The sequence below is a fragment of the Agrobacterium bohemicum genome, assembly GCF_002896715.1.
Taxonomy (GTDB): domain Bacteria; phylum Pseudomonadota; class Alphaproteobacteria; order Rhizobiales; family Rhizobiaceae; genus Agrobacterium; species Agrobacterium bohemicum.
Window position 1 is genome coordinate 329,614 of the sequence record NZ_PGEL01000026.1, and the last position, 15,557, is coordinate 345,170.

The window sequence follows — 15,557 nt, forward strand, 5'->3', positions numbered from 1 at the left end:
TTCGAGTTTTGCAAAGCAGGCCAAAAACNAAAAAACTCCGGCGAACCGGAGTTTTCTCAATTCATATCTGACGAAAGCGTCTGCGTTATTCCGCAGCGTTTTCGAGAGTGGAGGCATCGCCGCCTTCTGCACCTTCCGTTGCTGCTGCTTCGCCATCTTCGCTGCCAGCGACGCGACGCGGGCGACGTGGGCGTGGGCTGGTGCTGCGGGGACGGCGTGGAGCGCGCTCGGTAGGAGCAGTCGCTCCCTGCGCTTCTTCTTCCACGGCAACTTCCTTGGGCGTGCCTTCGATGACTGGCTGCGGTGCAGAGCTTGCGTCGTAGACAGGCGCGCTCACAGGAGCTGGAACAGGGGCAGCAACAACAGCGACCGCGTTCTCATCATCGCCTTCGCGAGGCTGACGTTCCTGACGGGCAGGACGTTCGCGACGGTCACGGCGCTCGTTTCTGTCCTGACGTTCCGGGCGATCCTGACGCTCTGGTCGATCCTGACGTTCGGCACGCTCAGGGCGTTCCTGACGCTCGGACCGTTCCTGGCGCTCTGGCTGCTCGTTACGCTGAGGCTGATCATTGCGTTGAGCCTGATCATTGCGCTGCGAGCGCTGATCCTGGTGATCATGCATGGAAGATGCAGAGCCCATGCCATCATCGTTGTCATCGCCATCGATATCGTCGCCATCGCGGTCCTGCTGGAACTCGCCGCGTTCATCGCGCTGGAAGCGTTCCTGCATCTGCGCCTGAGCGGACAAGATGATACGGTTATAATGTTCAGCGTGCTGCAGGTAGTTTTCAGCCATGACGCGGTCGCCAGAGCTTTGAGAATCGCGAGCCAGCGTCAAATATTTTTCGGCTATATGCTGGGCTGTGCCGCGTACTTTAACGTCCGGGCCGGAGCTGTCATAACTTCTGGTGAGCGGATTGCCGCCCTTGCGGTTGAAGTTGTTGTTGTTTCCGCTGCCACCACCGCCGCCATTGTTATTGTTGTTGCTACCACGCCCCCGGCCGCGCTTGTTTTGCTGCTGTCCTGGCCTCATCAATTGCTCACCTGAATTCTGNTTTGCTGATAATTTTCATTGTTTCGATGCAATGGCGGAATCATGGGACCATTGCCCTGNTTTCCGAAACTGCCCCCAATCGCGCGCCATGACCCCAAGGACAAGGCGTCGCGTATATCGCCCGGATGCGCAAATGCTGCATCAAGCCGCCTGCGAAGAAAGTTTACTGAGTCACACACCGGGAACGCCCAGCCTTACAGGGACCTCAAAAAGGACCCGCGTCGGGACTGATCTTTACCACGGCGAATCTAAAATCCACCCTCAGCCACCCGGCATGTGGCCGCAAACTAGCCCGCTTCCCGTGGAAATCCAAGCCTTTTCTTTTGCTTTGCAAAATAACCTTGAACNAAACACATATCAGATCGGTCCGGTCTATTTGCGAAAGATCATAGCGCGGTCATTCCCGCCATAATCCCTGATTGCTTCGATACAGCCATAGGCGTTGCTTGCGAATATAGCCGCCACATCCACCTTTTGATCGTATCCGATTTCAACGCCGATAACGCCGTCTTCGTTGAGGAAATCCACCGCTTTTTCAGCAATCGAGCGATAGGGAGAAAGGCCATCCTTACCGCCGTCGAGAGCTTGCATCGGGTCGAATTTGCGCACGTCGCGATCAAGCGTTTCGATGACTGCGGTTTTTATATAAGGCGGATTCGACACGATTATGTCAAAACGGCCGGAAATCTGCGCAAACCAGTGGCTTTCAACCGCTTCGAACCTGGTATCGAGCCCATGACGTTGCGCATTTTTGCGCGCCGTTTCCAGCGCATCCGTTGAAATATCGCTGCCGACGCCTGTGGCTTCAGGACATTGCTGGAGAAGCGCCAGACAGATAGCTCCGGTGCCAGTACCCATGTCGAGAATACGCGCAGCGCCGGTTTTGGCGATGATGCGTTTTACGTGTGGCAGCAGCGCATCCACCAGCACTTCGGTGTCTGGCCTCGGCTCCAATGTGCCCCGAGACAACATGAAATCGAGACCATAGAATTCGCGATGGCCGAGAATGCGATGTACCGGTTCGCCATGTTCGCGTCGCGCAATCATGGCCTCGATCTGCGCCATCTCTTCTTCACTGACCGGGCGGGCTCCATTCAGCACGAAATCCGTCAGCGAAAAGCCGATGACTTCACCGATGAGCAGGCGCGTGTCGGTCAGCGGATCGGCCATGCCGGCGTCAGTCAGACGCTTGCGCATCTGCGCCGCAAGCGCATCAACCGTCAGCGGCGGCTGGTTCACGACTGCTCGCCGAGTTGAGCCAGTTGGCCCGCCTGATAATCGGCTATCAGAGCGTCGACCATCTCGTCTATGTCGCCTTCTATCATGCGGTCCAGCTTGTAGAGCGTCAGGTTGATGCGGTGATCGGTGATGCGGCCTTGCGGAAAGTTATAGGTGCGGATGCGCTCGGACCGGTCGCCCGAGCCGACCTGGCTCTTGCGCTCGGCAGACCGTTCTCCATCCACCTTCTGGCGCTCGATATCGTAAAGGCGCGAACGAAGAACCTGCATGGCCTTGGCACGGTTCTGGTGCTGTGATTTTTCCGAACTGGTGACGATGAGGCCGGTGGGTAGATGGGTGATGCGAACCGCAGAGTCGGTGGTATTGACGTGCTGGCCACCGGCACCGGATGCGCGCATCGTATCGATGCGGATGTCTTCGGCGCGAATTTCGATGTCGATCTCTTCGGCTTCCGGCAGGACAGCGACGGTTGCCGCTGAGGTGTGAATGCGCCCGCTGGCCTCGGTATCCGGCACACGCTGGACACGGTGAACGCCGGATTCGAATTTCAGCTTAGAGAACACGCCGCGCCCGGTGATGGTGGCGATGATTTCCTTGTAACCGCCCGCTTCCCCTTCGCTGGCAGACAGAATTTCCACCTTCCAGCCCTTGGTGCTGGCGAAACGCTCATACATGCGAAACAGATCGCCCGCGAAAAGAGCGGCTTCCGAACCGCCGGTACCGGCGCGAATTTCCAGGATCGCGCTTTTCTCGTCGGCGGCGTCCTTGGGCAGAAGAAGGATTTGCATGTCCTTCTCCAGCGTTTCGATATGCTCGGATATCTCCGGCAACTCGGCCTCGGCCAAATCCCGCATGTCCTTGTCGGTGGATTTATCCGCCAGCAACGCTTCGAGATCGGCAGCTTCGGCTATCGCCTTTTCGTATTCGCGGATTTTGTTGACGACCGGTTGAAGCTCGGAATATTCCGATGCCAGCTTCACATAGACATCGGCGGCTGGACCGGCCGCCATGCGCGCTTCGATTTCACCGAAGCGACGCTCAAGCTCACGCATTTTTTCGACGGGGAGCTTAGCCACCTGTCACGCACTCCAATTGTTGTTGGCTTTCAGATAGGGATAGAATGGGCCGCGGCAAAGCGCAAAAGCAGCTGGCGCGGACTTTCCACCGACTTTTGATCGTCTAGTGCCGCTTCCAGCGCTTCAGACAGTGTCGCGACATCCAGACCCAGCAACATGGCCTTGACGGGACCGATGGCAGTTGGCGACATGGAAACAGAGCGGAAGCCAAGCCCGATCAGTGCCATGGCGGATAGTGGCTTGCTGGCCATTTCGCCGCACAACGTCACCTTCGTGTTGTTGCGAATGCCCGCGCGAACGATATCGCGCAGAATGCGCAGGAACGGTTTGCCGAGATTGTCAAACCGATCAGACACGCGAGCATTGCCGCGATCCACCGCCATGGTGAACTGGAACAGATCGTTGGAACCGACGGAGACGAAATCAACCTCCTGCATCAGCTCGTCCAGCTGCCACATCAACGACGGCACTTCCAGCATCGCACCGAATTGCAGTTTGCGCGGCAGGGAATGGCCGAACTTCGACAGATGCTGCACTTCNTTTTGCAACAGCTCACGCGCGGCTCGGATTTCGGACACTTCCGTAATCATCGGCAGCATGACGCGCAATTCTGCGCCGGAGGCCGCGCGCAACAGAGAACGCAATTGCGTGCGCATCAGACCGGGACGATCCAGCGATAGGCGGATGGCGCGCCAGCCGAGGGCCGGATTTTCCTCCTCCTGTCCACGCATATAGGAGACGACCTTGTCGCCGCCAATATCCAGCGTGCGGAAGGTGACAGGCTTACCCTTGGCGTTGCGAAGAACGCTGCGATAGAACGCTTCCTGCTCCTCGCCCTTCGGCATGGTCGAGGCTATCATGAATTGCAGTTCGGTGCGGAACAGGCCGATGCCATCGGCGCCGGATTCTTCCAGTTGCGGCAGATCGACAAGAAGTCCAGCGTTCATTTTCAGATCGACGCGCACACCGTCCTTGGTGACGGGCTCGACATCGCGCAACGCCCGGAACTGCTCCTGACGCTTGGCACGCAGACGCACCTTTTCCTCATAGGCGCGCTGCAAATCGATGACNGGGCGCAGATGCACCTGCCCGTCATCGCCGTCGATGATAATCGCGTCGTTATTTTCGGCAAGCGCTACGATACCGGCAGCCTGCCCGATTATGGGAATGCCCATGGCGCGGGCAACGATAACGACGTGGCTGGTGACCGCACCGTCTTCCAGCACAAGACCGCGAAGTTTTTCGCGTGGATAATCCAGCAACTCGGCGGCACCCATGGCGCGGGCCAGAACGATGGCATCCACCGGGAAATCCTGCTCTGCCGGGCGACCGCCATAACCGATCAACTGCCGCAACAGGCGGTTGGCCAGATCGTCGAAATCATGCATCCGCTCGCGCAGATAGGGGTCCGTCAGGCGCATCATGCGCGCCTTGGTATCGCTCTGGACCTTTTCGACCGCCGCTTCTGCGGTGAGGCCGTTGCGGATGGCCTCCTCCATGCGGCGCACCCAGCCCTGATCATGGGCGAACATGCGATAGGTTTCCAGAACCTCGCGGTGTTCGCCTTCGGTGGCAACATCGCGGCGCTGGAGCATGTCATCGATCGACAGACGCAGAGAACCGATCGCTTCTGCGAGACGCCGGATTTCGGTATCGGCATCTTCGTTCAGAAGATTGGTGACGACAATGCGCGGATCATGCAGCACGACATGGCCGAGGCCCAGGCCTTCGCCATAGGCATCACCATTGATGGACACGGCCCTTGTCAGGTCCAGTTCCACGCCGGGACGGGTGATTGTTTTCAATTCACCGCTCGCTACGATTTCTGCAATGAGCATCGCGGTTGTTTCGAGTGCCTCAACTTCGTCCTCCCGGTATGTACGGCTTGTCTTGTTCTGGACGACAAGAACGCCAAGAGTGCGACCGGATCTCAAAATCGGGACACCGAGGAAGGAATGATAAATTTCTTCACCCGTTTCAGGCAGATAGCGGAAAGCGGGGTGGGCCTGCGCATCGGAAAGATTGAGCGGTTGGGCGGATGCGGCAATGGTACCGACCAGACCTTGCCCCANTTTCAACTGGGCAAGATGGACTGCGTCTTTATTGAGTCCTTCGGTGGCATAAAGCTCGAGTACGCTGTCAGAGCGCAGCACGTAGACGGAGCACACCTCCGCCACCATGTTACTGGCAATCTGCCGGACAATCTGGTCGAGGCGCTCCTGCGGCTCAAGATGCTCCGCCATCATTTCGCGAAGCCGCTTGAGAAGAACACGTGGACCTGCAGATAGGTCTCTCATCGCGTGTGCTCCCTGACACCTTCACATGCGGGGCGAGATGACCCGCATGGAAGAACCACCAAAACAAAGCCTGCACAGCAAGCCGGACGGCAGGGATGCGCAGTCGATTCACCGTCAACCGTTCAACGTCTCCAAAAGAATCGGATGACGTGTATCGACGTTACAGAATCAACTCTTATCCAGACCGTAAGCAGAATGCAAAGTACGAACTGCAAGTTCCGCATAGGCACCATCAATAAGAATGGAAATCTTGATTTCCGACGTCGTGATGGCCTTGATGTTGATANTTTTTTCAGCAAGTGCCTTGAAAGCGCTTGCGGCAACACCGGCATGGCTGCGCATGCCGATGCCGATGACCGAAACCTTGGCAAGACCGGTCTCGTTCTGAACGACGTCGAAACCGATCTGCGTCTTGTTGTCTTCCAGAACCTTGATGGCCTTGGGCATATCGCCAGAAGGAACTGTAAACGTCATGTCGGTGCGCGAACCATCTTCAGAGATGTTCTGCACGATCATGTCCACATTGATGTGCGATTCGGCCAAAGGTCCGAAAATGGCAGCGGAAACACCCGGCCGGTCCGACAGGCGGCGCAGCGAAATTTGTGCTTCGTCCTTGGCATAGGCGATGCCGGTTACGACTTCCTGTTCCACGATTTCTTCCTCGTCACAAATCAAAGTACCGGGCGGATTGATAAGGTCACCCATGCCCGGCGCATCGGGATCCTCGAAACTGGAGCGCACGAAGGTACGAACCTTGTGCACCATGGCAAGCTCTACCGAGCGAACCTGCNAAACTTTTGCGCCCAAGGATGCCATTTCCAGCATTTCCTCGAAGGCGACTTTCTTGAGGCGGCGCGCCTTTGGCACGATGCGCGGATCGGTGGTGTAGACGCCATCGACATCCGTATAGATATCGCAACGATCTGCCTTGACGGCGGCGGCGATAGCAACGGCTGACGTATCCGAGCCGCCACGACCGAGCGTGGCAATGCGGTTATCTGGCCCCAAGCCCTGGAACCCGGCAACCACGGCGACCTGTCCCTCGCCCATGCGGCGAACGATATCGGAACCATCGATTTCCAGAATGCGGGCAGCGCCATGGGCATTGTCGGTGCGGATGGGAATCTGCCAGCCCTGCCAGGAACGGGCATTGACGCCCATGGACTGCAAGGCGATGGCCAGAAGACCTGATGTGACCTGCTCACCCGAGGCCACGATGGCATCATATTCGCGCGCATCGTNAAAGGATGTTTCGTTGGAACCGGCGACCTTGGGCGTGTTCTGAACCCATTCCACGAGCTCGTTGGNTTTGCCGGACATGGCGGATACGACGACCGCCACTTCATGGCCAGCATCCACTTCACGCTTCACATGCCGCGCGACATTATGAATGCGTTCGAGATTTGCGACGGATGTACCGCCGAATTTCATGACAATGCGCGCCATAGTTTGACCAGTACCATCCCATTATTACCGCCCAAACGGCGGACAAGAGCACAACCCAGTCGGCCCTTCCTAAAAACGGCCTCAGTTGCGCGTCTCATAGCGAAAAGGCATGGGCCACGCAATGCCGTTTATGAACCGTGCGGTACGCCTTTTTATCGGCACGGCGACCCACCAACGGAGTTTCGACCGAGCGAGCGTACCGCTTTGGTCTGTACAAACGTCGCTATTCACAGTATGAGCGCGTCAATTCAACTGGCTGAATGGCCGAAATGGCCCGTATCGGCTGCTTTATGACCCTTATGATCTAATGGTTTCGAGCGGATGCAGGCAGCCCAATATCCGAAAGACGGTAGATGACAGAAACCCAGGGTATCGCCCCGGCGATTGCACAGGCGTTGGAAAAACGCGGCTACAAAGATTTGACTCCTGTTCAGAAGGCAATGCTTGNCCCTGAGCTGGACGGACAGGACGCGCTGGTTTCCGCCCAGACGGGCTCTGGCAAGACCGTCGCCTTCGGTATGGCCATTGCCCCGACGCTGTTGCAGAAGAATGGCCGCTTCGGCCAGGCGGGTGCGCCACTCGGCATCGCCATTGCCCCGACCCGCGAACTTGCCATGCAGGTGATGCGCGAGCTGGAATGGCTTTATGAATTCACCGGCGTTTCCATTGCATCCTGCGTTGGCGGCATGGACATCCGTGCCGAGCGCCGTGCGCTGGAGCGTGGTGCCCATATCATCGTTGGCACACCGGGCCGTCTTTGCGACCACATCAAGCGCAAGGCGCTGGACCTTTCGTCCATTCGCGCCGTGGTGCTGGATGAGGCCGACGAAATGCTCGACCTCGGTTTCCGCGAAGATCTGGAATTCATTCTGGAAGAATCGCCATCCGACCGCCGCACGCTGATGTTTTCGGCGACAGTTTCTCGCAGCATTGCCAAGCTTGCCGAAAGCTACCAGAAGAATGCCGTGCGCGTTGCGACGACATCCGAGCAGAAGCAGCACGTCGATATTGAATACCGCGCCATGGTGGTTTCGCCATCCGACCGCGAAAACGCGATCATCAATGCACTGCGCTTTTACGAAGCCCGCAATGCCATCGTATTCTGCTCCACCCGTGCAGCCGTCAACCATCTGACAGCGCGCCTGAACAATCGCGGTTTCTCCGTTGTGGCCCTGTCTGGTGAATTGAGCCAGAACGAGCGTACGCACGCTTTGCAGGCCATGCGTGATGGCCGCGCCCGCGTTTGCGTGGCGACAGACGTTGCCGCACGCGGTATCGACTTGCCGGGTCTCGAACTCGTTATCCATGCCGATCTGCCGACCAACTCCGACACACTTCTGCACCGCTCCGGCCGCACGGGTCGCGCCGGACAGAAGGGCATCAGCGCCATTATCGTGCCGATGAGCCAACGCCGCAAAGCCGAGCGTCTTCTGGAAGGCGCCAAGGTCAGCCCTGCCTGGGTTCGTCCGCCATCTGCCGAGGAAATCACCCAGCGTGACGGCGAACGTCTGCTGGCCGATGCTTCGCTGACGGAAAACGTGAATGATGACGAGCGCGATTTCGTTGCCAAGCTGTTGGAACAGCACGGCGCCGAAAAGGTAGCCGCCGCTTTCGTGCGTCTCTACCATGCGGGTCGTTCCGCACCTGAGGACATTGCCGAAGTTTCTCTGGATGGAGCCCGCAAGCCACGCCGCGAAGGCTTCGAGACCGTTGAAAACAACGAACCGCGCCGCGATCGCTCCGACTTTTCCGACAGCGGCTGGTTTACGCTTTCCGTTGGCCGCAAGCAGAATGCCGAACCACGCTGGCTCATTCCCATGCTGTGCCGATTCGGCAAGCTGACGCGTCAGGATATCGGCGCGATCCGTATGCAGCAGACCGAGACCTATGTGGAACTTGCCGCCGATGCGGTGGACCGTTTTACCTCGGCCCTCGGCAAAGACATGATGCTGGAAAAGGGCATTCGTGTGAAAGCCATGGACGGCAAGCCCGACATGACCGGTGGTGCGCGCGAAGACACGCGCCCTGCAAAGCCGCAGCGGAAATTTGCCGAAAAGCCCGCAGCCGGTGGCGAACGCCGCACGGATGACAAGCCTTGGAAGAAGAAAGCGGCGGCACCCGTCGGTGACAGGCCGGCGAAGTTCGATGGCAAAAAAGACAAGCCCTTCGAAAAACGCGCTCCCAAGAAAAAAGATCGCACCTAACAAAAACCCGGCGGATATGATCCGCCGGGTTTTTGTTTAATCGTCAGGCCGCAATTAAGGTTGCGGGCAGCCGGGCGAACCGACGATGCAGCCAAACTGCTGACCGCCCTGCTGGGGCTGCGGAGCCTGTGGCGGCTGGCCACCTTCCGGACGGCGGCGGCCCTCGTCGTTCTGACGGCGCTGCTGCTGGTCGTTCTGGAAACCGCGGTTGCGGTCTCTTTCGCCATCACGATTGCGTTCGCGCTCGGCATTGCGATCCCGATCGCCGCCGCGATTGTCGTTATCCCAACGCGGACGATCATTATCGCGATCGCGCATCGGCGGGCGCTGGCGGTCGTCCTGGTTCCAGTCGCCATGGCGCTGCTCCCAACGACCATCATTCGGACCCCGGTCGCGGCGGTCATCACGGCCGCGATCGTCGCGCCAATCGTCACNGGGGCGCGGGCGGTCGAAATTGCCGCGTGGTGGTGGAGCGTTCCAGTAGCCACCGGACGGGCGGCGCCAGCGGTCACGTTCGCGGTAGAAATCGCGGTCGCGGTAGTAGCGATCCCAGTAACGCCCGGCCTCGAAAGTGATGATCGGCACGCCGAGGTCGCGGTAATAACGTGGCTCTACATAGACGCGGTTCTGACGGTAGACGGCCTGAACGTAACGTCCGGCAACCCAGCCACGACCATAGCTGAACGACACGTCGCACCATGGCGTATCCGACAGGCAACCATGGATCGTCAGCGGTGCGCCGTTGGGAATGACCACCACGGCCGGATAGGCGGTGCTGGGACCGGAGCGCATATTGACGTTGGCAGTGGAAAAGCCTTGCGTCGCCGCTTCAGCCAAGGCCGGGGCGGCGATAAGCGCAAGCAGCGCAAAGGCACCGAACAGTTTCTTCTTCATTTCTTCTCCCTCAAGCAAATGCTTGGCAGCCGATATCGGCATGTGACATTTTTGAAAATACGCGCGTGATGATGAACGCAGCATGAAACGAAAATCCCCTCATAACGGTTCCTCTCGTCCGCGCTGCAAGACCGACATGAGGGCCGCCTCTTGACTTCGCGCACCAAGCATCCGACTTCAGGGGGAGAACACGGATGGAGTACAGCCATGAGCGAAACCGCAAAAACGACCATTGACCAGAGCGAAGTGGACCGGTTTTCCGCCATGGCCGCAGAGTGGTGGAGCCCGACCGGCAAATTCCGGCCGCTGCACAAGTTCAATCCCGTCCGTCTCGAATATATCCGCAACCGCGCCTGTGAGAATTTCGGTCGCGACCCCAAGGCACATCGCCCGCTGGAAGGCTTGCGGGTTCTCGATATCGGTTGCGGTGGCGGCCTGCTGTCCGAACCGATGGCGCGAATGGGTGCGGATGTCGTCNGGGCCGACCCATCGGAGAAGAACATCGGTATCGCATCGACCCATGCCCGGGAGAACGATGTCTCAGTCGATTACCGCGCGGTGACCGCCGAGCAGTTGCTGGCATCCGGCGAGAGCTTCGACGTTGTCTTGAACATGGAGGTGGTGGAGCACGTCGCCGATGTCGATCTCTTCCTGACGACATGCGCAAAGATGGTGCGCCCCAACGGACTGATGTTTGCGGCAACGATCAACCGCACATTGAAGGCTCGCGCTCTGGCAATCTTTGCCGCGGAAAATGTCTTGCGCTGGCTTCCGCGTGGAACGCACCAGTATGAAAAGCTGGTGCGCCCGGACGAATTGGAAAAGCCCCTCGTCACTGACGGCATGCATGTCGTTCACCGCACCGGTGTCTTCTACAATCTTTTGCAGGACCGTTGGAACCTGTCACCGGATATGGAAGTGAACTATATGATACTGGCGAAACGCGCCGCTTAACGGCACAGGCCGTCAGTTCACATCATCCGGCAGAAGCGGAAGGGGCGCAACTTCGATGCCCTCTTCGATCAGCGCCATGGCTTCCTGTGGAGATGCTTGGCCAATGATGCCGCGCTCTTCGACTTCGCCGTAGTGGATTTTGCGGGCCTCTTCGGCAAACCTGTCGCCGACATCTTCGGTATTGGCGCGTATGGTGGCAAGCGTTTCCTTGATTTTGGCAAAGGCCTGCTTCTGCGCCGTGTCCAAAGCAAGCGTGCGCGTGGCGTCTTTCTTGCGGGCCGTGGAGACAGATGGCGCCATCAGCATCNTTTCGACAGATGATGAGCCGCAGACAGGGCAGCCGATCAGACCGCGCTGAAGCTGGTTGTCGAAATCGGTGCTACCGGAAAACCAGCCCTCGAACTCATGGGCGTTTTCGCAATGGAGCGAATAGCGTATCACTGCACGCTGCCCCTGGCGCCTGCGTTGTTACTGACCGTATCGAGGTTGAAATCACGGGCATTCTTGAGATTGGGAATCTTGCCGCGTGCCGATGCGACGGCATCCGGATCGATCTCCGCNAAAATGATTTCCTCGCCAGCGCCACCGGCGACAGCAAGAACATTGCCCCAGGGATCGATGATCATCGAATGGCCAAAGGTTTCGCGACCGTCTTCATGGACGCCCGCTTGCGCAGCAGCCACGAGAAACGCGCCGTTTTCGATAGCGCGGGCACGCAGCAGAATTTCCCAATGGGCTTCACCGGTCTGTTTTGTAAAGGCGGCAGGAACGGTGAGGACCTGCGCACCCGCAACGGCTTCGGTGCGAAACAGCGATGGAAAGCGGACGTCGTAGCAAATCGCAAAACCGAACGTCGCAAGCGGCAGTTCGGCGACGCGGGCTTCGGTGCCTGCTTCATAAGCCGCACTTTCACGCCAGCTTTCACCATTGTCGAGATCCACATCGAACATGTGGATCTTGTCATAGGTGCAGATGCGCTCGCCATCCGGCGCGAACAGAAAGCCCCGATTGGCGATCTTGCCGTCGGCGCGGGCAATGGCGGTGGAGCCGACATGGATGTAAATGCCGAGTTCACGGGCAAGCCGTGCAGCCGTCAGGACGATGATATCGACCTTCTCGTCCTTCAAAACGGCGCGAAGCGCATCACGGTCCTTCTGGATTGCGCCCGTCATCTCCGGTGTCTGCACGTAGACGGCACCCTGCGATGCGGCATCACGGATAAGACGCTCCATGCTGGCGGCGTTTGTTATCGGATCAACGCCCGAACACATCTGGATTGCAGCAGCCTTGAAGCTCATCTTATCGGTTCCTTGTCCAGTTGTCATATCGAACATCAGCCTGCCAGCATCGCATCCAGCTTGCCGTCGCGGTCCAGCGCATGCAGATCGTCGCAGCCACCGACATGGTTCGTACCGATGAAGATTTGAGGAAAGGTGTTGCGACCGGATTTGTCCATCATTTCCTGACGATAATCAGGGTTCGTGGTGGCATTGAATTCGGCGAAATCCACGCCCTTGCTTTCCAGAAGCGCCTTTGCACGAGCGCAAAAGCCGCAAAAATCACGTGTATAAATCGTAACGGATGCCATTGGTCTCAACCCTCGCACTATCGATCCTAGCCAGTCTCTCCCGTGTCATATAGGCCCGGAAATCGCCATTGCAAAGGTCAAAACAGTCACATCCGAGGCACCCGCCTTCTTCAGCCTGCGCGCCGCTGCCGCAACGGTTGCTCCCGTGGTGTAGACGTCATCGATCAGCACGATGCGCTTGCCGACAATATCGGCTTCCCGCCCCGGCGCTATCGCAAAGGCGCCTCGCACATTCTGCTGTCGTGCGCGGGCGGAAAGGCCAACCTGCCGGCTCGTCGGCTTGATCCGCAACAGGGTGGAGGATAAAAACGGCTTGCCCGACAGGGCCGCGACATGGCGCGCAAGCTCTGCGGACTGGTTGAACCGGCGGGCGAGAAACCGCCGCCTGTGCAAGGGAACAGGCACGATGCAATCACACGCGGCAACCGTCCCGTCACTCGCCCGCAGCATCCACGACGCCATCAGAAGCGCAAGATCGGTCCGGTCGAGATATTTGAGTTGGTGGACGAGCTTTCTGGCGGGTCCATCATGAATGGTGGCTGCGCGCAGGCGTTGGAATGGCGGCGGCTCGGCAATGGCTTCGGCGCTGAGAATGCCCGGACCGTGATCATGCGCGAAGGGAATGCCCAGCACTTCACAATAGGGCCGTTCAATGAAATTGACCTCAGCCCAGCACTCCACGCAAAAAGCACCGCCGCTTTTGGTCTTACGCCCGCAACCCACGCAGGATGGCGGGTAGACGAAATCGGCCAGCGCGCGCCAGACCATACCCAGCGCACCGAACCCATCCACGTTTGNAAACAGCTTTTGCCCCTGGCCCATGCGGTTGACAATAGGCGCGAACGGGTGCCTTTGCGACAGCAAAGTTTGGATGGATCACGGCATGGACATGATTTTCGACCCGGCGCTGGTGGNAAAGAACCGCAAGCGCGCATGGCGCGTCAGAGACGATAAAGCGCTGTTTCTACTGGACATCGCAGCCGATGAGCTGGCGGACCGGATTGCCATCGTGGAACGGCATTTCGATATGGCGGTCGAGCTTCATGGTGCAACGGGCGTAACGGCACAACGCATTCTGCAAACCGGCAAGGTCGGCGCTGTCATGCGCGTCGAAACAGATGCCGCGTTTGCCGAAGGATTTCAGGAGTTCAAAGTTGCGCCAATCGAGGCACTGCCGTTGGAGCCTGCATCGGCAAACCTGATCGTTTCCCCCCTCACCCTGCATCTGACCAACGACACGCCGGGAACCCTGATCCAGATCCGCCGCGCGCTGAAGCCCGACGGGCTTTTTCTGGCGGCGATCCCCGGCAGCGGTACCTTGCAGGAACTGCGCGACGTGCTGCTATCGACGGAAATTGAGCTGACGGGTGGCGCAAGCGCCCGTGTCATTCCCTTTGCCGATGTGCGGGATGTGGGTGCGCTGTTGCAGCGCGCCGGTTTCGCGCTGCCGGTAACGGACGCCGAAACCTACACGGTGCGCTACGATTCCATTCTTCCGCTGATGCGCGACCTACGCGCCATGGGCATGACCAACCCGTTGATGGACCGGAGCAGAAAGCCGCTGAGCAAGCGCTTCCTGATGCGGGCTGCCGAGATTTATGCCGAGAAATACAGCGATGCCGACGGGCGTATCCGCGCGACATTCTCGATGATCTATGTGTCTGGCTGGGCTCCGCATGAAAGCCAGCAAAAGCCACTCAAACCCGGTTCAGCAAAAGTGCGCCTTGCGGATGCCCTGAAGACAGCGGAAATCACACTGCCTTCNAAAGATGCTGATTGAACAATCTTGGCACTCAGACAACTGCGTTTGCGAATGTATCGGATATGATCTTGAAGATCGCCAGCAGATTATCGCGGATACTTTCCATACCGAAGATGATCGACAGGGAGATGATGCCAACGATGAGGCCGTATTCAATGGCGGTTGCGCCTTGCCGGTCGGCATAGAGGGCTGTCATCTTCCGCACCACCAATTCCGACCTGTCTGTCATTCGGCAAAACCCTTGATCCATTTCGTGAAAGACACGTCACAGTGAAACCAACACTATTTATACCGGAATAAAGTGTGTAATTTGTTACGCACTTTACTAGGATTGCGCGTGCGGTATCTTTGCCATGCTTTATGGGAAACTCGCTGACCTAAACTGTGGCCGAAGCCTTTCTTAAGCCAATGTATTACCGTAAAGATCGATACCGATGTTTGAACGATGAGCCATATGCCCCAGCTTGAAATTGACCAGTCGCTTCAGAATTTCTTCCATAAATCGACCGTCGCCCTTGCGTTATCTTATGCGCAGGATGATCAGCATCTGGCACTGGTCAACGAGAAATTTTGCGCTTTGACGGGTTACAGCGGCGATGATGTGCTGGGCAGGAACTGCCGGATGCTGCAAACCAGCCACAACGGAATGCACGCGAAAAACGAAGACGCCCGCACTAAAATCCACGANTTTCTGCAGGTGGATGGCCCCATGACCGTTCGCACGCCTATCGTGAATTTCCGCAAGGACGGCAGCCCCTTCGTCAATCTGCNTTTCATGTCGAAGTTGAAGGCGACTTCCGGCCAAGTGCGTTACATTCTCGCTTCGCAATTCGATGTCAGCCGCGCCCATGCACATCTGTTGCACGACTATGATCTCGAACTCGACCGCGCGCTGAAAACGATCAAACCGCTTCTTGATGACCACAACATCATGATCGAGGGCACGCTTGCGACGATTGCAAATTCGACCACGACCATTGCCCAGGCAAAACTAACATTGGCGGAATGGGAACAAAACTCCCCCTATTGATCGTTTCAATACA

Annotated in this window: 15 protein-coding genes; 4 read left to right on the forward strand and 11 right to left on the reverse strand. The window is 58.1% G+C overall.

Annotation, left to right across the window (positions count from 1 at the left end; translation table 11 throughout):
- Positions 1–85: 85 nt before the first annotated feature.
- From CUC55_RS15080 to CUC55_RS15100, 5 genes are all read right to left on the reverse strand, one after another.
- The gene (locus CUC55_RS15080) at positions 86–1,033 is read right to left on the reverse strand and encodes a DUF4167 domain-containing protein (RefSeq protein ID WP_067647078.1); all 948 of its coding nucleotides are present in this window, start codon (positions 1,031–1,033) and stop codon (positions 86–88) included.
- A 393-nt stretch (positions 1,034–1,426) separates the two neighbouring features.
- On the reverse strand, positions 1,427–2,251 hold the full coding sequence (prmC, locus tag CUC55_RS15085; RefSeq protein WP_067647351.1) for a peptide chain release factor N(5)-glutamine methyltransferase: 825 nt from the start codon (positions 2,249–2,251) through the stop codon (positions 1,427–1,429).
- Between the two features lie 38 nt (positions 2,252–2,289).
- Positions 2,290–3,369, reverse strand: coding sequence for a peptide chain release factor 1 (prfA, locus tag CUC55_RS15090; protein ID WP_067647081.1), 1,080 nt, complete (start codon positions 3,367–3,369; stop codon positions 2,290–2,292).
- Positions 3,370–3,398: 29 nt separating this feature from the next.
- Complete coding sequence (ptsP, locus tag CUC55_RS15095) at positions 3,399–5,666, reverse strand: phosphoenolpyruvate--protein phosphotransferase (protein ID WP_103088382.1); 2,268 nt, start codon at positions 5,664–5,666, stop codon at positions 3,399–3,401.
- Between the two features lie 168 nt (positions 5,667–5,834).
- Entirely contained in the window at positions 5,835–7,112 is a 1,278-nt protein-coding gene (locus CUC55_RS15100) for an aspartate kinase (protein ID WP_103088383.1), read from the reverse strand.
- 353 nt (positions 7,113–7,465) lie between these two features.
- Between CUC55_RS15100 and CUC55_RS15110 the strand changes: the two genes are divergently transcribed.
- The gene (locus CUC55_RS15110) at positions 7,466–9,316 is read left to right on the forward strand and encodes a DEAD/DEAH box helicase (RefSeq protein ID WP_103088384.1); all 1,851 of its coding nucleotides are present in this window, start codon (positions 7,466–7,468) and stop codon (positions 9,314–9,316) included.
- Between the two features lie 54 nt (positions 9,317–9,370).
- Here the strand turns inward: CUC55_RS15110 and CUC55_RS15115 are convergent, their stop codons facing one another.
- Positions 9,371–10,210, reverse strand: coding sequence for an SH3 domain-containing protein (locus CUC55_RS15115; protein ID WP_103088435.1), 840 nt, complete (start codon positions 10,208–10,210; stop codon positions 9,371–9,373).
- A gap of 207 nt (positions 10,211–10,417) precedes the next feature.
- On the opposite strand from CUC55_RS15115, the gene ubiG reads away from it, so the two are divergent.
- A complete protein-coding gene (gene ubiG, locus CUC55_RS15120) occupies positions 10,418–11,164 on the forward strand; it encodes a bifunctional 2-polyprenyl-6-hydroxyphenol methylase/3-demethylubiquinol 3-O-methyltransferase UbiG (protein ID WP_103088385.1) in 747 nt (248 codons plus the stop codon).
- 12 nt (positions 11,165–11,176) lie between these two features.
- Here ubiG and CUC55_RS15125 read toward each other — a convergent pair whose 3' ends face one another.
- The 4 genes from CUC55_RS15125 to CUC55_RS15140 all read right to left on the reverse strand — a co-directional run bounded on the left by CUC55_RS15125 (position 11,177) and on the right by CUC55_RS15140 (position 13,520).
- The gene (locus tag CUC55_RS15125) at positions 11,177–11,605 is read right to left on the reverse strand and encodes a DUF1178 family protein (protein ID WP_103088386.1); all 429 of its coding nucleotides are present in this window, start codon (positions 11,603–11,605) and stop codon (positions 11,177–11,179) included.
- Entirely contained in the window at positions 11,602–12,462 is an 861-nt protein-coding gene (locus tag CUC55_RS15130) for a carbon-nitrogen hydrolase family protein (RefSeq protein ID WP_103088436.1), read from the reverse strand. Before CUC55_RS15130 ends, CUC55_RS15125 begins: the two co-directional genes overlap by 4 nt.
- Before the next feature lie 35 nt (positions 12,463–12,497).
- Entirely contained in the window at positions 12,498–12,752 is a 255-nt protein-coding gene (gene grxC, locus CUC55_RS15135; protein ID WP_067647100.1) for a glutaredoxin 3, read from the reverse strand.
- Between the two features lie 45 nt (positions 12,753–12,797).
- Positions 12,798–13,520, reverse strand: a complete 723-nt coding sequence (locus CUC55_RS15140) for a ComF family protein (protein WP_245417773.1) — start codon at positions 13,518–13,520, stop codon at positions 12,798–12,800.
- Between the two features lie 115 nt (positions 13,521–13,635).
- Here CUC55_RS15140 and CUC55_RS15145 point away from each other — a divergent pair, with 115 nt between their 5' ends.
- A complete protein-coding gene (locus CUC55_RS15145) occupies positions 13,636–14,532 on the forward strand; it encodes a methyltransferase domain-containing protein (RefSeq protein ID WP_103088438.1) in 897 nt (298 codons plus the stop codon).
- A gap of 13 nt (positions 14,533–14,545) precedes the next feature.
- Here CUC55_RS15145 and CUC55_RS15150 read toward each other — a convergent pair whose 3' ends face one another.
- Complete coding sequence (locus CUC55_RS15150) at positions 14,546–14,743, reverse strand: Flp family type IVb pilin (RefSeq protein WP_067647106.1); 198 nt, start codon at positions 14,741–14,743, stop codon at positions 14,546–14,548.
- A 225-nt stretch (positions 14,744–14,968) separates the two neighbouring features.
- Between CUC55_RS15150 and CUC55_RS15155 the strand changes: the two genes are divergently transcribed.
- A complete protein-coding gene (locus tag CUC55_RS15155; RefSeq protein ID WP_103088387.1) occupies positions 14,969–15,544 on the forward strand; it encodes a PAS domain-containing protein in 576 nt (191 codons plus the stop codon).
- Positions 15,545–15,557 lie beyond the last annotated feature (13 nt).